At 56.5% G+C, this 18,473-nt stretch carries 17 protein-coding genes; 16 read left to right on the plus strand and 1 reads right to left on the minus strand.

All coding sequences use genetic code 11. The features are described 5' to 3' along the window. Window positions 1–367: 367 nt before the first annotated feature. The 14 genes from dnaK to QP109_RS06500 all read left to right on the plus strand — a co-directional run bounded on the left by dnaK (window position 368) and on the right by QP109_RS06500 (window position 15,118). Window positions 368–2,227, plus strand: a complete 1,860-nt coding sequence (gene dnaK / locus QP109_RS06435; protein ID WP_101628353.1) for a molecular chaperone DnaK — start codon at window positions 368–370, stop codon at window positions 2,225–2,227. Next, window positions 2,224–2,910, plus strand: coding sequence for a nucleotide exchange factor GrpE (locus QP109_RS06440; protein ID WP_285024031.1), 687 nt, complete (start codon window positions 2,224–2,226; stop codon window positions 2,908–2,910). The genes dnaK and QP109_RS06440 overlap by 4 nt, the downstream gene beginning before the upstream one ends. A gap of 51 nt (window positions 2,911–2,961) precedes the next feature. Further along, the gene (locus QP109_RS06445; protein ID WP_285024032.1) at window positions 2,962–3,975 is read left to right on the plus strand and encodes a DnaJ C-terminal domain-containing protein; all 1,014 of its coding nucleotides are present in this window, start codon (window positions 2,962–2,964) and stop codon (window positions 3,973–3,975) included. A gap of 3 nt (window positions 3,976–3,978) precedes the next feature. Next, window positions 3,979–4,527, plus strand: a complete 549-nt coding sequence (locus QP109_RS06450) for a heat shock protein transcriptional repressor HspR (RefSeq protein ID WP_285024033.1) — start codon at window positions 3,979–3,981, stop codon at window positions 4,525–4,527. Between the two features lie 102 nt (window positions 4,528–4,629). Further along, window positions 4,630–5,970, plus strand: coding sequence for a Mur ligase family protein (locus tag QP109_RS06455; protein ID WP_285024034.1), 1,341 nt, complete (start codon window positions 4,630–4,632; stop codon window positions 5,968–5,970). 11 nt (window positions 5,971–5,981) lie between these two features. Continuing rightward, complete coding sequence (locus QP109_RS06460; RefSeq protein WP_101628491.1) at window positions 5,982–6,719, plus strand: type 1 glutamine amidotransferase; 738 nt, start codon at window positions 5,982–5,984, stop codon at window positions 6,717–6,719. Between the two features lie 120 nt (window positions 6,720–6,839). Next, entirely contained in the window at window positions 6,840–7,730 is an 891-nt protein-coding gene (locus QP109_RS06465; RefSeq protein ID WP_285024035.1) for a hypothetical protein, read from the plus strand. A gap of 120 nt (window positions 7,731–7,850) precedes the next feature. After that, complete coding sequence (locus QP109_RS06470) at window positions 7,851–8,021, plus strand: hypothetical protein (RefSeq protein WP_165778241.1); 171 nt, start codon at window positions 7,851–7,853, stop codon at window positions 8,019–8,021. Window positions 8,022–8,233: 212 nt separating this feature from the next. Further along, entirely contained in the window at window positions 8,234–8,686 is a 453-nt protein-coding gene (locus QP109_RS06475; RefSeq protein ID WP_101628489.1) for a type III secretion system chaperone family protein, read from the plus strand. Next, the gene (locus QP109_RS06480) at window positions 8,683–9,363 is read left to right on the plus strand and encodes a YbjN domain-containing protein (protein WP_101628488.1); all 681 of its coding nucleotides are present in this window, start codon (window positions 8,683–8,685) and stop codon (window positions 9,361–9,363) included. Before QP109_RS06475 ends, QP109_RS06480 begins: the two co-directional genes overlap by 4 nt. A gap of 41 nt (window positions 9,364–9,404) precedes the next feature. After that, a complete protein-coding gene (locus QP109_RS06485; protein ID WP_270773103.1) occupies window positions 9,405–10,064 on the plus strand; it encodes a TetR/AcrR family transcriptional regulator in 660 nt (219 codons plus the stop codon). A gap of 203 nt (window positions 10,065–10,267) precedes the next feature. Beyond that, complete coding sequence (locus QP109_RS06490) at window positions 10,268–11,257, plus strand: DUF5692 family protein (protein WP_270773104.1); 990 nt, start codon at window positions 10,268–10,270, stop codon at window positions 11,255–11,257. Between the two features lie 248 nt (window positions 11,258–11,505). Then, window positions 11,506–14,142: an ATP-dependent chaperone ClpB gene (gene clpB, locus QP109_RS06495; protein WP_285024036.1), complete on the plus strand. Its 2,637-nt coding sequence runs from the start codon at window positions 11,506–11,508 to the stop codon at window positions 14,140–14,142. Between the two features lie 163 nt (window positions 14,143–14,305). Next, entirely contained in the window at window positions 14,306–15,118 is an 813-nt protein-coding gene (locus tag QP109_RS06500) for a serine hydrolase domain-containing protein (RefSeq protein WP_285024037.1), read from the plus strand. Between the two features lie 37 nt (window positions 15,119–15,155). Here QP109_RS06500 and QP109_RS06505 read toward each other — a convergent pair whose 3' ends face one another. Then, a complete protein-coding gene (locus QP109_RS06505) occupies window positions 15,156–15,953 on the minus strand; it encodes an exodeoxyribonuclease III (RefSeq protein WP_285024038.1) in 798 nt (265 codons plus the stop codon). 241 nt (window positions 15,954–16,194) lie between these two features. Between QP109_RS06505 and QP109_RS06510 the strand changes: the two genes are divergently transcribed. Continuing rightward, a complete protein-coding gene (locus QP109_RS06510) occupies window positions 16,195–16,980 on the plus strand; it encodes an SDR family NAD(P)-dependent oxidoreductase (protein ID WP_101628482.1) in 786 nt (261 codons plus the stop codon). A gap of 180 nt (window positions 16,981–17,160) precedes the next feature. After that, a complete protein-coding gene (locus tag QP109_RS06515; RefSeq protein ID WP_285024039.1) occupies window positions 17,161–18,444 on the plus strand; it encodes a hypothetical protein in 1,284 nt (427 codons plus the stop codon). The last annotated feature ends 29 nt before the right edge of the window (window positions 18,445–18,473 follow it).

The raw sequence follows: 18,473 nt of genomic DNA on the forward strand, positions 1-18,473 counted from the left end.
CTCAGTATTCTCTCACTCCCAGGGAGATAAGACGGAAGTGGTGGTACTGCCGCAGGCACGATGTGTTTGTCGGGTAACAGGGTAGTTCCTAGTTTTGAATTGTGTAGCAAGAGTGGATTCGAGGATCTCGAACGTTGCTTCCGGGCCGGTCCAGAGGGTGAAGTCAAATATGCTCTTGATCTGCATAAACGTGTGAAAATTGAGTTTTGGTGACTCAACTTTTCATTTTCCTCTTGCGCAGTGAAGTTCAGGTGTATAAAGTTGAGCCTGTCGGACTCAAGTAGGCGCCTCGCGCGTATGGCAGTCCAAGAAAACTTCAGATGCAGTCACCCGCGAAGCTGGGTGGCTGAACGAAAGGAACACATACATGGCACGTGCAGTAGGCATTGACCTCGGTACCACCAACTCCGCAATCGCTGTCCTCGAAGGCGGCGAACCCACAATCATTGCGAACGCAGAAGGCATGCGCACCACGCCTTCCGTCGTCGCATTCTCCAAGTCTGGCGAGGTCCTCGTCGGCGAAATCGCAAAGCGTCAGGCTGTGACCAACGTTGACCGTACGATCTCTTCGGTCAAGCGTCATATGGGCACCGACTGGAGCGTCGAAATTGACGACAAGAAGTACACCGCTCAGGAAATCTCCGCGCGCATTCTCTCCAAGCTGAAGGCTGACGCGGAAGCATTCCTTGGCGAGCCTGTCACTGATGCCGTCATCACCGTCCCCGCATACTTCAACGACGCTGAGCGTCAGGCAACAAAGGACGCAGGCCAGATCGCAGGCCTCAACGTCCAGCGCATCGTTAACGAGCCCACCGCGGCAGCACTTGCGTACGGCCTGGAAAAGGGCAAGGAAGACGAACTCATCCTGGTCTTCGACCTCGGTGGTGGCACTTTCGATGTCTCCCTGCTCGAAATCGGCAAGGACGATGACGGCTTCTCGACCATTCAGGTTCGCGCAACCTCCGGCGACAACCGCCTCGGTGGCGACGATTGGGATCAGCGCATCGTCAACTGGCTGATCGATCAGGTCAAGGCGAAGACTGGCGCGGACCTGTCCAAGGACGCCGTCGCTCTGCAGCGTCTGAAGGAAACCGCTGAGCAGGCCAAGAAGGAACTCTCCAGCGCAACCTCGACCAACATCTCCCTGCAGTACCTGTCGATGACCGCAGACGGTCCGATCCACCTGGACGAGTCCCTGACCCGCGCAAAGTTCGAGGAAATGACCTCGGACCTGCTCGACCGTACGAAGAAGCCGTTCCACGACGTCATTGCCGAAGCTGGAATCTCTGTCAACGACATTGACCACGTGGTTCTGGTCGGTGGCTCCACCCGTATGCCTGCCGTTTCCGACGTGGTCAAGCAGCTGACCGGTGGGCGTGAACCGAACAAGGGTGTGAACCCTGATGAGGTCGTCGCCGTTGGTGCGGCTCTCCAGGCCGGCGTCATCCAGGGCGACCGCAAGGACGTCCTACTGATCGATGTGACCCCGCTGAGCCTCGGCATCGAGACCAAGGGTGGCATCATGACGAAGCTGATCGATCGCAACACCGCAATCCCGACCAAGGCGTCCGAGGTCTTCTCGACCGCCGAAGACGGTCAGCCGTCCGTGCTCATTCAGGTCTACCAGGGTGAGCGTGAGTTCGCCCGTGACAACAAGCTACTCGGCACCTTCGAGCTGTCCGGTATTGCTCCGGCTCCGCGTGGCATTCCGCAGATTGAGGTCACCTTCGACATCGACGCCAACGGTATCGTCCACGTTTCCGCGAAGGACCGTGGCACCGGCAAGGAACAGTCCGTCACCATCACCGGTGGCTCCGCTCTTCCGAAGGAAGACATCGACCGTATGGTGAAGGAAGCTGAAGAGCACGCAGCCGAAGACAAGAAGCGCCGTGAAGACGCCGACACTCGTAACCAGGCTGAGCAGGTCGTTTACTCGATTGAGAAGCTTCTCAAGGACAACGGCGAAACCGTCACCGAGGCGACTCGCACCGCGGTTCAGGCTGACGTTGATGCCGTCAAGGAAGCGCTCAAGGGTGAGGACACCGAGGCCGTGAAGTCGGCTCTCGAGAAGCTCAACGCTTCCGCGATGAAGATCGGCGAAGAGGTCTACGCGGCTCAGCAGGCCGAGCAGGCGCAGGGCGACACCGAGGCTCCGGCCAGCGACGCCCCCGCAACTGATGACGACGTTATTGATGCTGAAATCGTGGACGAGGACGACACCAAGTGAGCGAAACTGAGAATCAGGGCTTCCAGTCCGGTCCCCAGGATCACAGCGATGCCAAGGCCAACGACCAGGCATCGCAGGCGCCGGTCGCACCGAGCTCGGACGAACAGTTCGCAGCCGGCGCGGCCACGTCCGCATCAACCGGGGAAACTGCAGGTGAAGCCACCGCGCAGCCTGCTGACGAGGCACTGACTGACATGAGTGCCTTCGAGGAACACGTTGAAGACTCGGACCTCGCAAACGCACTCGAGAAAATCGCTGACCTCGAAGACCAGCTGGCACGTGCGCACGCTGACCTGTACAACCTGAATCAGGAGTACTCGAACTACGTGCGCAGGGCGAAGGAAGCGGCTTCGGGCCACCGTGAATCCGGCCAGACCGAAGTTATTGAAGCGCTTATTAGCGTTCTCGATGACATCGATGCGGCCCGCACTCACGGGGAGCTCGAAGATGGCCCCTTTGCTGCGATCGCAACGAAGCTGGAAAGCGTTCTGGCCTCGCGCTTCAATCTGGAACGCTACGGCGCTACGGGTGAAGAATTTGATCCTGCTCAGCACGAGGCCCTGCTTGCCAACGTGAACCCTAAGGTTCAAGTAGCAACCATCGCCCAGATCCTCCAGCCCGGCTATCGTCGCGATGAAAAGATTCTACGTGCTGCGAAGGTCATGGTGGACAACCCTGAATAAACCACATACCCGTATCCGCCCACACTCAAAGAATGATGGAGGTGAGTGACAGTGAGCGGACAAGATTGGCTTGAAAAAGACTTCTATAAGACGCTGGGCGTAGCAAAAGATGCCGACCAAACAGCGATTAAGAAGGCCTACCGCAAGCTTGCTCGCCAGTATCACCCCGACCAGAATCCGGGTGATGAAAAGGCGGAAACAAAGTTCAAGGAAATCGGCGAAGCCTACGCGGTGCTGTCTGACGAGGAACAGCGTAAGCAATACGACGCGATCCGTGCCATGGGGGGAGGAGCTCGCTTTTCCGCAGGTGGCCCGGGTAGTGCCGGCTTCACAGATGCGTTCTCGTCGATGTTCGGTGGTCAAGGCACTAGCTTCAATTTCTCAACTTCCGGTTCGGGAGTCAATATCGAGGATCTCCTCGGAATGTTCGGTGGAGTGGCCGGTGGCTTCAATGCCGGTGGTCCTCAGCCGAACTATGGGGCTGGTGCCCGCTTTGGTAACACCCCGCCACGTCCAAGGAAAGGCGCCGACCGAATCGCGTCGACGTCGATCACTTTCCGTGAGTCGCTCAAGGGAGCAACGCTCACCATGAAAGTTGACGGGAAGAAGAACACCGTTCGTATTCCCGCAGGTATTAAAGAAGGTCAGAAAGTTCGCCTTCGTGGCAAAGGAATGCCCGGGGAAAACGGTGGCCAATCCGGCGACCTTCAGGTGACGATCCACGTTGAACCCCATCCGGTATTCACCCGGGATGGCGACAATCTGCGCGTGAGAGTTCCCGTGACGTTCGCCGAAGCAGCCTTGGGTACGAAGATCGACGTTCCACTGATCGATGGGAATACCGTGACTGTGAAGGTGCCCGCTGGAACTCAATCAGGCGCGGTCCTACGCGTGCGCAAACGCGGTGTTGAAACCGGCAAGCACACGGGTGACCTGCTGATCGAGATCATGGTTGCCGTTCCTGACCACCTGACCACGGAACAGAAAGATGCCGTGAAGGCACTTGCTGACTCTTTTGACCACCAGGACGTGCGAGCCACCCTGATGGAGAAGGCGAAGGAGTGACCGATGGCCAGGCGATGTTCTTCCGATTCTGATGACGCATTGACGTTCGTTATTTCAGTGGCGGCTGAGCTTGCGGGCATGCACCCGCAGACTCTTCGTCAATACGATCGCCTCGGTTTGGTGACGCCCGCGCGCACAAAGGGCAGAGGGCGTCGCTACTCGCAACGCGACGTTCAACGTCTGCGCGATGTACAGAGGATGAGCCAGGATGAAGGCATCAATCTTGCTGGAATCCAGCGGATCCTTGAACTTGAACGCCGAGTGGAAAGTCTCGAAGCTGAACGCGTTGCGTTACGCCAGCAGATCGAAGAACTTGAAGCTCGTCGAGATCGAGTCTTCGCCGCGTCCGTAAACGGCGTGGTGTCGCCGATGCGTCGCGGTGAGCGCCCGTGGGTTAATCCTTCTGTTCGCGGTGGGCAAGGGAGGGAAATCTCTATCTGGCGTCCAATCCGTACGGCAAGCCCGTACCCGGAACGCACAATCCGGGCTGTTATCGAAGCAGGACCTTCGGGCGTCAGGGTGATCGACGGGACGATTTCAGTCGTCGATTAACCGCCACAACCTCTGCATCTTCGGGGCGAGCGTTGACAATAGTCACGCTCGCCCCGAAGTGTATTCGCGCAGATAGTTTTGCACTCGCGTTAGGGTTACCTCATGAGTTCTCACGATTCGTCAGCGCACCGACTGTCGATGCGCGCTCAACTTGCATTGGGTGCGGGCACGCTTGCCCGCACGGCCTCGCGAATTCTGGGACGAGGATCAGGCGGAATGATCGGCGGTGAAGTCGCCAGCCGTATCTACCCGAATATTCTGTCGGAACTTGCAGTCCCGATGAACTCCGTGATCGTGTCCGGGACGAACGGCAAGTCAACGACCAACCGATTCATTCGCGCGGCCCTTGAAACAGCAGGTCAGGTTGCCTCGAACGTGAATGGCGACAACATGGGCTCGGGAATTATCACCGCGCTGATGACCGCGCCGACCGCGCCACACGCCGCCCTCGAAGTTGATGAGATGCACGTGCCCGCCGTTGCAGCGCACGTTTCGCCCAAAGTTTTTGTCTTCCTCAATCTGTCTCGCGATCAGCTGGATCGCGTCGGTGAAATTGGTTCGGTTGAACGCCGTCTGCGTCAGGCAGTTGAAGAAAACCCTGATTCCCTTGTTGTTGCGAACTGTGATGATCCGCTGATCGTGTCGGCAGCCTGCGAAGCGCGAAACGTTGTCTGGGTTGCCGCGGGCGCCGGATGGGGAGACGACTCCGTGGCCTATCCGCGCGGTGGCAGGGTTGTTCGTGACTCCGATTCGTGGCATCTCATTGAAGCTTTCCTCGGCGAAGAACTCCCCGAACTTCGCCAGCGTCCCACGCCAGACTGGACAATCGGCAACATCGATTTGATGCCGGAAGGAGCAAGCGGGCCCTCGGCAATTCTGTACGGACCAAACGACGTTCGCGTTCCTTTGCACCTGCAGCTCCCGGGGCGCGCAAACCTTGGCAACGCTGCCCAGGCGGTAGCGGCCGCGGTCGCGTTGGGGATTGATCCGCAGGTGGCCGCCAACGCGATCGGTCAAGTGCGTCAGGTTGCCGGACGGTATTCCATTCATGACGTTGATGGGCGTCGCGCTCGCATCATGTTGGCGAAGAATCCGGCAGGCTGGCAAGAAGCGATGACGATGGTTGACCCGCGTGTCAAACAGGTCGTGATTGCAGTCAACGGCCAGGTTCCGGACGGGCAGGATCTCTCGTGGCTCTGGGATGTCGACTTCTCCGTGTTGTCCGCGTCCGACGATCGTCGCATTGTCGCGTGCGGTGAACGAGGCGCCGACTTGGCCGTCCGCCTTGAATACGCGGGAATTCACTGCGATCTTGCGCCACTACCCATGGACGCCTTGAAGCTCCTTGAGCCCGGCAAGGTTGAAATGTTGCTGAACTACACGGCTCTTCGAGACTTTAAAGTAATCCTTGATGCTCGCCAGAAATCAGCAACCAGACGATAGGAGGGTGGACGATGAGTGAATCAACCCTGCGAATCGGGGTCTTGTTTCCCGACGTGCTGGGCACCTACGGAGATACGGGCAATGCCCTGATTCTGGCAGAGCGCGCCCGCCGTCGAGGTATCGATGCGGAACTAGTGACAGTGTCTTTGAACGAAGACATCCCAGCAGAACTGGATCTTTACACTCTCGGCGGTGGCGAAGACACTGCGCAGTCACTGGCGGCTCAGAAATTCCGCGACGACTCGGGCTTGCTTCACGCCTTGGACGCCGGCAAGCCACTTCTTGCCATCTGCGCCTCATTGCAGGTTTTGGGGCACTGGTATCGCGATGCGCGCGACGAGCGAGTCGAAGGCCTCGGCGTTCTTGATGTCACCACGGATCCGCAGGGGCATCGTGCAATTGGCGAGCTTGTCTGTGAACCCCTTCTTGAAGGACTGACCCAGCCAATGAGCGGTTTTGAAAACCACGGTGGTGGGACGGTTCTTGGGCCCAACGCGCGTCCGCTTGGTCGCGTCATTGCGGGCGTTGGCAACGGAACTCCCGAAGGGATGACACCGGAGCCTATTGCCTACGATGGTGTCGTTCAAGGATCCGTTATTGCTACCTATATGCATGGACCCGTTTTAGCTCGAAATCCTGAGCTTGCCGACTTGCTTCTTACTCGCGCTACAGGGCTTGAACTGGCGCCACTTGATGTTCCAGGCGTCGAAGCTCTGCGCGCTGAACGTTTGGATTTTGCGCGCCGCTGATCAGCGTGCTTTGCGCTGTTCTCTACGGAAAATCAGGGTTTGATCGGGGTTGCTCCCCAAAGACAGGGCGCTTCTTCACCGATACGATGGATAAGAATTGACTATCGATCTGGAGGATTGATGACCCCTGAAATGAACACCGATCCGACTGGTAGCCAGCCGAATGGTGGTTTCGCGACCGGTTTCAACGGACAAGCCCCTCAGGCTTCATCCCAAACACCGTGGCCTCAGTACGGCGAGGTCTCCGGTTCATCGAATCCAACCTACGGTTCTTACGCGGGTGGGACGTTCAATGATGGTGGCGCGGGCTACCCGCAGGGTGCGCAAGCGCAGTGGAATTCTGATGCACCTCAGTACCCGGGTCAGCCGATGAATCAGCCGATGGGACAGCCCTATGGCGGCCAACAGGCTGGTGGCCCCAACGTTGCTGGAATGCCGATGCCGGGTGTGCCTCAGAAGCTTCCTAGCCGTGCCGGTTCGATCATCATGATGGTCGTTGGCTTGCTGATGATGTTTATCGTTGCCCCGATTTCCCTGTTGGTGGGCGCTCTGGCTGGTCTCGATCTTGACGGTGTTATTGCTGGAACGAATGAGATCCGCTCTGGCGACACAATCACCATCGGTGACGGCGGATCGCTGATGGTGACGGCCTCACGTTCGGATCCTTCGGCTTACGCGGGCACCCTCTACTCGTGTAAGGTCACCTCGGTTGAAACGGACACCGAATATAAGATGACGACGAGCACAACGGACACTTTCTACATTGATGGTCTGACGCCCGGAAATTACGTCGTTGAATGTGAGGGTGAAACCACTAGATTGATGGCAATTTCTGGTGTTACCGCCGACGATTTGGTGGGGGCTGGAATGTCGGGAGTTGCTTGGGCGACGGGAATCGGAATTCTTGGTCTGATCCTACTGATTGCCGGCATCATCTGGCTGGTGGTGACGAATCGTAAGCGTTCGCAAATCCGCGCCACTCAGATAGGTTCGCCATATCAGTGGCAGTGATGTCCTGACAGTGTCTTTCGTGTGAGGGCGAGGCTGGTAGTGATACCGCCTCGCCCTCACACGCACCCTGGGTGTTTTCCTCAGCGTCGACGAGATTCTTCCTGGTTCGCTTCTTCCTGAGTGGCAGGGATGATCCTCTTCACTGAAAACTGCGAGGGTGTTCGTGTTCCTTTTCCGGGACTGTCAATCGTCGAGCTAAGCGGGCGCATGGCGCTGTTTTGGGCTTTAAGTGAAGAAGTCGGCAACATTCATATCAAGATTCTGACATGGACCATGTACACACCAGATTGACGCTAAATGCAAGATGATTTCTACATGGTTTCTTCTAGACTGGGAACAATGATGGGTCGGCAACGATGCCGTGGCACGTGATTGCCTGTGATGACTGCTCATTCCTGAATGGGGAACGGTCCAGCGCAAGTGTCGACCTCGTGAAACAATGCGCTTCTTAGCGTTATTGGTAGAGATAAACGGTGGTTTCGTTAAAAAGGGGAAGGGAAAGCATGAGTCACATTGAGCCAAACAGCGCAGATCGATTGAAGATTCCTATCCCGGTAACTCAAGACCGCCTGAAGGATCTTTTCAATCAACGTAGCTGGACGTGGTTCGTTGATAATGAAGGCGATTTGGGTGGTCGCTGGAATGGCTACACCTTTTATTTTTTGTTGACTGGAACGAACCAAGAGATTCTCCATATCCTGGGTGGCTGGGGTAACCCCATCAATCCAGACCGTCTACCAGAGGCACGTGCTTTTATTGCCGACTGGCATAGGAAGCACCTCTGGCCGAAAGTCTGCTTGACCCTTAACGATCAGGGAGTCGTCAATATTCGAGTAGAGAACACTGTTGACTGGGAGTCTGGCGCAACGGACGAACAGCTCTACCAGCAGATCGATTGTGCGCTTGGCACGGGCATGCAATTTTTTGAAGAACTGAACGAGGAGCTGTCGTTATGAGCGGAATCTTTGATCGAATTAAGAAGATCTTGAATGCCCAAGTAGCAGATGAAGTGCGAAAGGATGCTTTTTCCAAAGATGGCGTCGTCCTAGATGTAGATGCAGATCTGCAAGAACTTCACTCCCTCCAGGTTCTCAGTGAAGAGGCCAACGGGGAAGACCAAGGTGGGGTAGCTTCTTCGGCAGATGATGTGCAGGATCGTTCGGACCAGCCCGATCAGCTGGATCTGACTCGTCCAGTCACCCTTGAACGTATCGGGTTCTTTTTCGACTCACAGGGTTGGAATTGGGGGATCGACGACGACGGTGACTTTGTGACAGGTTTCGATTCGAGTCAGTACGTGTTCCGGCTCACCGGCAAGAAGAACGAAATCTTCACAATTCTTGCCTTTCGAAGCACCCTCGTTGATTCTCAGTTGAGGTCAGAAGTCGAGTTACTGATTGAAGATTGGCATGCGACTCACCTGTGGCCGATGGCTTCGTTCGTTGAAAAGAACGGAGAGATTCGCATTTTGGCAGAAATGAACTTGGACTGTGAGTGGGGGCTTTCTGACGCGCAACTTGTTACTCAGTGCAAATGTGGACTCAGCACAATCTCCTCCTTCTTTGAGGAAGTAGATGAGAGATTCGGCCCAGCTCCATCGGAAACGGACACGGACGGCGACTACAGCGAATAGTGCGCTGTTTGCGACACTAGCGTAGAGACTCTGCCGATCATGTGGCAGACAAAGTCATTAAAAATGGGGGGGATGTGATGGGCGCTCCGCTCACATCGCGAGCTACAGCTTATCCACTGCTGAATGAACGCGGTGAAACGACGCGTTCTCAAATCCTTGACGCTGTCCAAGCTGAGATTGTTGAGCGTGGGGCTACAGCGATGACGGTTTCTTCAATTTCGAAGCGAGCGAACCTCACGCGCTCGCTGTTCTACCACTACTTTGCGACCAAAGATGAAGCCGCCTCGGCGGTCCTTGACAGTGTGATTGATGACTTTCTTGCTCAGGTTCGTCACTGGAACGAAGGGCGAGAACTCGGAAATGTTGATAAAGCTCTTGATGACGCAGTGCATCTTATGTGTTCGATCATCGATCAAGACGGCCCATTCAGCATGAGCTTGGCGGGGACTGGGAACGGGCAACTGTATCTGCAGTTCATTGACCGCGCGGCCGACCGTATCGCGCACTTCGTTGTGGATAACACCGTAGAAGATTTCCGCCGACACCATGAGATCAAAATTGGTGACCTTTACGAGACCTTCTACATGCTTATCGTCGGTCTGATCTCCCTGATGAGAACGCACCCGGATATCAGCGAAGCGGCGGTTAAACGAATCGTCGCCCACACCCTCCAGATTGACGATCTCGTTCAACTCGATTGATGAGGGATTTCTTCATTGAGGGAAATACACGGGGCTCAAACAGTGATTGACAGGGTGTAAATGTTAGCTTTAGACTGTGTGAGTCAGTTCATATCTGTGGTGGCGCGCGCCTTGAATCTGGATCCTGATCCCGAAGGGCAGACCTTCGTTTCTTGACTCCGCGTCACGACTCGACGTCCTGTGATGCAAGGAAGGCAAGAACAATGTTGTTCGAGGTCTACGGCGAACATGCCGCATATCAGTGGATTGGATGGGCGTTAGTTTTCGCTGCCCTCATCGGAGCGAATGAGATCGCGCGTCGCACAAAGGCGGGAGGCGTCTTCTGTTTCCTTGTGCTACCGGCTATTTTGACGGTCTATTTCATTGCGATCTACGTAGGTGCCGGACAGGGCGTGGAGTGGGCGCTCAATAACCCGACCTACGTGCACATGAATAGCTGGTTCCACTACGCGAAGCTCTATGCGGCAACTGCTGGCTGTATTGGCTTCATGATGCTGAAGTATGGCTGGGGAAAGATCGGTCGTTCACACGCATTCAAGTGCTTCCCGTTCGTTATTGTTGCGATCAATATTCTGATTGCCGTCGTCTCTGATTTTGAGTCGGCATTCCGCGCATTCGGCACGACCTGGGTTTCCTCCGAAGGTGTCACGCTGATGGGCGGCTGGCACAATGTCTTCAATGGCGTTGCGGGTCTGATCAATATCTTCCTAATGACCGGCTGGTTTGGTATCTACGCTTCTCGAAAGAAGCAGGACATGCTCTGGCCGGACATGACGTGGGTGTTCATTGTCGCCTACGACCTCTGGAACTTCTGCTACACCTACAACTGCTTGCCGACTCACGCCTGGTACTGCGGTGTTGCCCTGCTTCTTGCGCCGACAGTTGCCAATGCCTTCTGGAATAAGGGTGGGTGGATCCAGAATCGTGCAAACACGTTGGCTCTCTGGTGTATGTTCGCGCAGGTTGTTCCCGCGTTCCAGGACTACTCGAACTTCTCGGTTCAGTCTGTGAATAATCCGAATGTAAACCTGTTTGTTTCGATTCTCGCTCTGGTTGCCAACATTCTGGCTCTCGGCTATGTGGTCTATCGTTCGCGCAAGCTCGGCCGTAACCCGTACACGAATGAAATCTTCGTGGGGACGAAGGACTTCGAGGCTGCGATGGCGCGCCGCGAGGGTGTGGCTACCGCCTGATCTAGTTCGTATGGGCGAGGCCCCGCCCGGCATGTGCCGGGCGGGGTTTTCGCTTGTCAGATCACCTTTGCCGACTGAGGGTGACTAGCTGGCCTCGTGAATAGGGAGACCGAAGGGGTGGAAGTTGAGTTTTCGACGAGAAAAACAAAGTTGAGTGGAATAGACTCAACTTTGGAGCGTTGATATATGTAGACGCGCGTGGGATCGTCGCGTGCCATATCTCGACGCAATACGTCACTGGAGGAAACATGACCAACGAATTCACGACGAAAGCGCAGGAAGCCATTGGCTCTGCACTCGAGTCAGCTAGGGCAGCTGGCAACCCGGGAGTTACGCCCCTGCATCTTTTGAATGCTCTGCTGACTCAGAACGAAGGAATTGCGACGGCGCTTCTCGATGCTGTCGGCGCCGACCGTAAGACAATCGGCACGAGAGCGCGTAACGCGCTGGTCGCACTGCCGAGTATTCAAGGCTCGACCGCCCAAAACGCTCAGGCGGACCAGGCTCTGATGGGAGTCATCAACGACGCTCGCAAGCGCGCAGAAAAGGCTGGCGATGCTTATGTATCGACTGAACACCTGATGATTGCGCTTGCCGCGTCAAAGAGTGAGGCTGGCACCATTCTTTCTAGCAACGCGGCAACGCCCAACGCTTTGGAAGAAGCTCTGAAGACGCTCCGTCCAAATCCGATTACATCGCCTGACCCGGAGGGGAGCTTCGAAGCTCTCAAGAAGTACGGGCGAGATCTGACCGAGGTCGCTCGCGAAGGTAAGCTCGACCCGGTGATCGGTCGTGACGCGGAGATTCGTCGCGTTGTGCAGGTGTTGTCGCGTCGTACGAAGAACAACCCTGTCCTCATCGGTGAGCCCGGTGTGGGTAAGACCGCGGTTGTTGAAGGGTTGGCTCAGCGTATTGTCGCGGGTGATGTCCCGGCGTCCCTGAAGGATAAGACGCTTATTGCTCTCGACCTGGCATTGATGGTGGCAGGCGCGAAATACCGCGGTGAATTCGAGGAGCGCCTGAAGGCTGTTCTCGAAGAAATTCAGCGCTCTGACGGGCAGGTCATCACCTTTATCGATGAGCTTCATACGGTCGTCGGTGCCGGTGGTGGCTCTGAAGGTGCGATGGATGCGGGCAATATGCTCAAGCCGATGCTTGCGCGTGGCGAACTGCGCATGGTCGGCGCGACCACGCTGGACGAGTATCGCGAGAACATCGAAAAGGACCCGGCTCTGGAACGTCGTTTCCAGCAGGTTTTCGTCGGCGAGCCGTCCGTTGAGGATACGGTTGCGATCCTGCGCGGTATTGCGCCGAAGTACGAGGCTCACCATAAGGTGACAATCTCCGACGGTGCGCTCGTTGCGGCGGCAACCTTGTCTGATCGCTACATTACGGGGCGTCAGCTGCCGGATAAGGCGATTGACTTGATCGATGAGGCTGCGTCTCGTCTGCGGATGGAACTTGATTCTTCCCCAATCGAGATTGATGAGTTGCGTCGCCAGGTGGATCGTCTGCGAATGGAAGAGTCCTATCTGACTGAATCTGATTCGGATAAGACGGATGAAGCGACCCAGATTCGCCTAGAGAAGCTTCGTTCGGACCTTGCTGATAAGCAGGAAGAGCTGACTGCATTGACCGGACGCTGGGAGGCAGAGAAGGCCGGACATAACAAGGTCGGTGATCTGCGTGTTCAGCTGGATGAACTGCGTACTCAGTTGGAACTTGCTATCCGTGAGAATCGTTGGGAAGAAGCCGGAAGGCTTCAGAACGGCGAAATCCCCGCGGTCGAACGCCAGATTGGCGAAGCCGAGGCGAACGCTGAAACGGAAGATGAAGCAGCTGGTGAGCCGATGATTGCGGAGAAGGTTGGGCCGGCTGAGATCGCGGAAGTCGTGGAGTCCTGGACGGGTATCCCGACCGGTAAGCTCCTGCAGACGGAAACCGAGAAGCTACTGACCATGGAAGATGCGATCGGGCATCGACTGATTGGTCAGAAGGCGGCCGTCGTGGCGGTGTCTGATGCGGTTCGGCGTTCCCGTGCGGGGATTGCGGATCCGAATCGTCCGACCGGTTCGTTCCTGTTCCTCGGCCCGACGGGTGTCGGTAAGACGGAGCTGGCGAAGTCGCTGGCGGAGTTCCTCTTCGATGATGAGCGAGCGATGATTCGCATCGACATGTCGGAGTACTCCGAGAAACATTCGGTAGCGCGCCTCGTCGGTGCCCCTCCGGGATACGTTGGATACGAGCAGGGTGGTCAACTGACCGAAGCTGTTCGCCGTCGTCCGTACTCGGTGATCCTTTTGGATGAGGTTGAAAAGGCTGATCCGGAGATCTTCGACATTCTGCTTCAGGTTCTCGACGATGGTCGCTTGACTGACGGTCAGGGTCGCACGGTTGATTTCAGGAATACGATCCTGATTTTGACATCGAACCTTGGCTCGCAGTTCCTATCCGATCAGTCTTTGACGCAAGAGATGAAGACTGATGCGGTGATGGAGACGGTGCGTCATGCGTTCAAGCCGGAGTTCTTAAACCGTCTGGACGAGACGGTCATGTTCGACCCGCTGTCGGCAGATGACTTGGCTGGCATCGTTGACCTGATGGTCGGCCAGCTCGCGAAGCGTCTTGAGGGCCGTCGCATCACGCTCGACGTGTCCGAGCCTGCCCGCGGTCTGCTGACCCGGATTGGCTACGACCCGGCTTACGGTGCTCGTCCGCTACGTCGCCTGATTCAGAAGGAAATCGGTGACACGTTGGCGAAGATGCTTCTAGCCGGCGAGGTTGGCGATGGTTCGACCGTTCGCGTCGATGTTTCCGAAGACTTGGAGACTCTGTCGATGCACGTGGTCGCAGAAGATGAAGAGCCGGACATCTTCTCCTGCTGATTGATTCACGAGGCCGTGTGGGGCGCACGTTGACAACGCGCGCCCCACACGTGCGCTTGCCACCAGAACTCGTGGCCGATAAGGGCGCGTTTAGAATAGGGGCGCACCGGTAACAGCACGGCTCGAACAGTTGAGCGAGCGTCACAACGCGGAAGGAATACGCATGGCAGTCATCACGAGCGAACTGATGGATATTCCTTTTGCTCATGCGTATGCGTTGAATGTTGGGGGGCAGACCCTGGTCAAGGTTGGTGACACGTCAACTGTCTATCCGCTGGCGTCCGTCACGAAGCTTTTGATGGCATGGTCAACGCTGGTTGCAGTCCAGCGAGGTTGTATCAGTTTGGACGATCCAGCTGGTCCCGAAGGGTCCACGATTCGCCATCTTCTGGCTCATGCCTCGGGCTTGCCCGCAGAATCTCGCGATGCACAGTTCGGCCTCGAAAAACGACGTGTTTACTCCAACGCCGGTTTCGAGGTCCTTGGTGATGCGGTTGCCGAAGCAACGGGAACAGACATTGGTCGATGGATTGAAGAATCCGTGATTGAGCCTCTGGGTATGACAGCGGCGGACGTTCCCGGTTCAGTCGCACGCTCTGGGCGAGCAAATGTCGATGATCTGCTGATCCTCGGCCAGGAGTTTCTGCATCCAACTCTGATCAGCGATGCGCTATCAAGTGAAGCGGTAACCTCGCAGTTCCCCGACCTTGCGGGCGTTGTCCCCGGATACGGTCGGCATAACCCGTGCCCGTGGGGCCTCGGCCTTGAAATTCGGGGAACAAAGAACCCGCATTGGACCGCCCCAGATGCGCCGGCCACAACATTCGGCCACTTCGGAGTCTCAGGCTCGTTCCTCTGGGTTGACCGTGAACATGATGCGACCGCAGCGTTCCTTGGTTCGCAAGAATTCGGCCCTTGGCATAAGGAACATTGGTCGCAGCTCAACGCCCAATTGCTGGGCCTCGTGAACGCCTAGCGTTCAGGGCGCGAAGGTGGACTCTGGTCCCACGTGGTCAGTCGGCAATGTCGATGATGACTGGCACGTGATCCGACGCGCCCTTGCCCTTGCGCTCATCCCGATCAATCTGAGCCTCAACCACACGCGACGCCAACGCAGGGGAGGCATACACAAAGTCAATGCGCATTCCCTCATTCTTCGGGAAGCGTAGCTTCTGGTAATCCCAGTAGGTGTAGTTGGTGACGCGCTCGCGGGTGATTTCGACCCACCCGTCATCGGCGAAAGCAAAGAACGCGTCGCGCTCGGGCTGTGAGACGTGGGTGGCGCCGGCAAATGCGGTCATGTCCCACACGTCCTCATCAAAGGGGGCGACATTCCAGTCACCGACCAAGGCGATCTGCACCTTCGGGTTCTCAGACAGCCACTTCACACCGTTTTCCTTCAAGACGCGTAGCCACTCGAGCTTGTAGACATAATGAGGGTCGGTCAGCTCGCGACCGTTTGGGATATACAGGCTCCAGATCGTGAACGGTGAGCCGTCGGGCGACTCGACAGTAACGCCGAGTGCACGAGCTTCCACAACCGGAGGATTCCCAAATGCGGGTTGGCCCGCGAAATGATCCTCGACCTTAAGAATCGGTAGGCGCGAGGCTACCGCAACACCGTTCCACTGATTCAGGCCGTGAATCCGAACCTCGTACCCCGCTTCGGTGAACTGGTCGACGGGGAACTGGTCGGGCTTGCACTTGATTTCCTGCATCGCCAGTACGTCTGTGCTCGAGCGGTTAAGGAAAGCGATGACGCGATCGACGCGGGTGCGGATGGAGTTGACGTTCCAGGTAGCAAATCTCATGGGATAAACCCTAGTCAGCAGGCTCCGACCCCGCTTGTTCACGGATTAACCCTGCTTGTTCAGGGATTGACCTCGCTTGTTCGCGGATTGAGTCCGCGCTTGTTCACGGATTAACCCTGTTTGTTCAGGGATTGACCTCGCTTGTTCACCAAAGACCTGTTTGTCAGTCTTCTTTCGCTCCTGCGGTAGTTGTGGGTGAACGTCCCTGACGCTGGCGTGCTTTGCCTCGTAGGCTTATCTCATGGGAACTGCACTTGTTACCGGCGCAACGTCGGGCATTGGCGAAGAGTTTTGTTGGCAACTGGCTGCAGGTGGCCATGACCTGGTCCTGGTGGCACGGAGTGAAGCGACATTGCATCAGCTTGCGGAGCGGCTTCACGCCTACGCGGGGATTAACGCGGAGGTGATCGTCGCTGACTTGGCGAATCCTGACCAGCTGGCTCGCGTCGCTGAGCGTCTGGATGTGGGTGGCGCTGAAGTGGGCGCTTCTGCTTTGAAGCCTGTCGATCTGCTGGTGAACAATGCTGGATTCGGGCTGGGCACGTCCTTCCCTGACAACGACCTTGATGTTGAGCTTTATGGCTTGGATGTCATGGTTCGTGCGGTGATGGTGTTGTCGCATCATGCAGCTCGGTCGATGCGCGTGCGCCACCGAGGTGCCATCATCAACACGGCGTCGGTAGCGTCGCGAACAGGCGCGGGCACCTACTCCGCGCATAAAGCGTGGGTCGTTGCGTTCACCGAGGGTCTGTCGGAAGAATTACGAGGCTCGGGAGTGACTGCTACCGCTGTTATGCCGGGGCCGGTTCGTACTGAATTCTTTACAAAGGCTGGGGTCGATATGGAAGAGATGCCGGATGCGTTCTTGGCGACCCCTGAGGAAGTTGTGACTGCTGGCCTTGACGCGGTGCGTCGCGGGAAAGTGTTGGTCACGCCGACTGTTCCTGCGAAGGTCGGGATGGCGTTGATGAAGTTTGCTCCGCGTTCTTTGACGCGTCGTGTGATGCGGGCTGTTCCGCATATGTGAGTGCGTATCAGCATTAAATGGGGCTATTGTTACTACTGTTACTAATGTGATTGGTGATAATAATGTGGTTTAGCTCTTGCTCCCTCATTTTGTTCACCGATACTCTGTAATGACATGTCTGCTCGACATGTGCCCGTTGACTCCCCTCAACGATCAGCCGATTGAAGGAAGAACTCGCCAATGAAACTGCGTATGACGAAGCGAACGGCTCTGCTTGGCCTCGTAGCTGCCGCGCTCATCATTCCCGGAGTTAAAGCGACAAGCGCCGACTCCGCGCAGAGTGCAACAGGGGTAAGTATTCCGCAACCAGCTCAGATGGATCTGCAGTCGGGCGTCAATCCTTTGTCCCCCTCAACGGTGACGACCTCCACCACTCCCTACGCTCCGTCCGGAGGAAACTGGCAGAACATTGGTGGCAATTGGCGTTGGGCTACCTACGGCACCGGCCTTCAGATTGCATCAACCTGGGCGAAAATCAATGGGCACATCTACCACTTTGATTCAACAGGCTGGATGAATACCAGCTGGTACGAAGAGGATGGCACCTGGTACTACTTCCAGCCTTCAGGCGGATATGCGGGAGCCCTGCACACTTCCGGCTGGCTTAAGCTCGGCGAAACCTGGTACTACCTTGATCCGACGACCGGCAAGATGGTCGCAGACACGGCAAAGACCATCAACGGAAAGCGATACGTCTTCGACATTGACGGCAAGATGAAGACCGGTTGGGCCTCCACGTCGCAAGGCTGGCACTACGTCAACGCATTGGGCGACCAAGTCTTCGGCTGGTTAAACCTGAACGGCACCTGGTACTACCTTGATCCGTCCACGGGAATCATGAAGACCGGACGCTACACGATCAACGGAACCACCTACGTGTTCAACGCTTCGGGTGCAATGTCTACCGGCTGGGCCAAGCTGAAGGAAGGCTGGCGCTATTCCGATTCCAACGGCGTTGAGCACCTCGGCTGGCTGGGCCTGAATGGGGCGTGGTATTACCTCGATCCAGCAAGTGGCGTCATGGTCGAAAATGCTTCCAAGACAATTGGTGGCAGGACCTACACTTTCGATGCCAATGGCAAGATGAAGACCGGCTGGGTGTCAAACTCTGACGGTTGGCGTTACCTCAGTGCATCCGGGTATGAAACCTACGGCTGGTTGAATGATCGAGGAACGTGGTACTACCTCGATCCCACCACCGGAATCATGAAGACCGGACGCCACACGATCAACGGAACCACCTACGTGTTCAACACTTCGGGTGCAATGTCTACCGGCTGGGCAAGCCTGAGTGATGGTTGGCACTACTCCTCAACCAGTGGTGCCGAGGCTGTTGGCTGGGCACTCGTGAACGGCTACTGGTACTACATGGATCCCTCAACGGGCATCATGGTCGCAAACACCTCGAAGAGTATTGGTGGAAAAACCTACTCCTTCGACGCTTCTGGAGTATGGCGTTCCTGAACGTCTGGTCGGCTTCGCGAATCTGTGTA

It is taken from the genome of Pauljensenia sp. UMB9872, assembly GCF_030212665.1.
In the GTDB taxonomy this organism is placed as follows: Bacteria; Actinomycetota; Actinomycetes; order Actinomycetales; family Actinomycetaceae; genus Pauljensenia; species Pauljensenia turicensis_B.

What these genes read in the sequence shown, in the direction of transcription:
- dnaK (WP_101628353.1), top strand. Translation starts at nt 368, where the DNA reads ATGGCACGTGCAGTAGGCATTGACCTCGGTACCACCAACTCCGCAATC.
- QP109_RS06450 (WP_285024033.1), top strand. Translation starts at nt 3,979, where the DNA reads ATGGCCAGGCGATGTTCTTCCGATTCTGATGACGCATTGACGTTCGTT.
- QP109_RS06455 (WP_285024034.1), top strand. Translation starts at nt 4,630, where the DNA reads ATGAGTTCTCACGATTCGTCAGCGCACCGACTGTCGATGCGCGCTCAA.
- QP109_RS06460 (WP_101628491.1), top strand. Translation starts at nt 5,982, where the DNA reads ATGAGTGAATCAACCCTGCGAATCGGGGTCTTGTTTCCCGACGTGCTG.
- QP109_RS06465 (WP_285024035.1), top strand. Translation starts at nt 6,840, where the DNA reads ATGACCCCTGAAATGAACACCGATCCGACTGGTAGCCAGCCGAATGGT.
- QP109_RS06475 (WP_101628489.1), top strand. Translation starts at nt 8,234, where the DNA reads ATGAGTCACATTGAGCCAAACAGCGCAGATCGATTGAAGATTCCTATC.
- QP109_RS06480 (WP_101628488.1), top strand. Translation starts at nt 8,683, where the DNA reads ATGAGCGGAATCTTTGATCGAATTAAGAAGATCTTGAATGCCCAAGTA.
- QP109_RS06490 (WP_270773104.1), top strand. Translation starts at nt 10,268, where the DNA reads ATGTTGTTCGAGGTCTACGGCGAACATGCCGCATATCAGTGGATTGGA.
- clpB (WP_285024036.1), top strand. Translation starts at nt 11,506, where the DNA reads ATGACCAACGAATTCACGACGAAAGCGCAGGAAGCCATTGGCTCTGCA.
- QP109_RS06500 (WP_285024037.1), top strand. Translation starts at nt 14,306, where the DNA reads ATGGCAGTCATCACGAGCGAACTGATGGATATTCCTTTTGCTCATGCG.
- QP109_RS06505 (WP_285024038.1), bottom strand. Translation starts at nt 15,953, where the DNA reads ATGAGATTTGCTACCTGGAACGTCAACTCCATCCGCACCCGCGTCGAT.
- QP109_RS06510 (WP_101628482.1), top strand. Translation starts at nt 16,195, where the DNA reads ATGGGAACTGCACTTGTTACCGGCGCAACGTCGGGCATTGGCGAAGAG.
- QP109_RS06515 (WP_285024039.1), top strand. Translation starts at nt 17,161, where the DNA reads ATGAAACTGCGTATGACGAAGCGAACGGCTCTGCTTGGCCTCGTAGCT.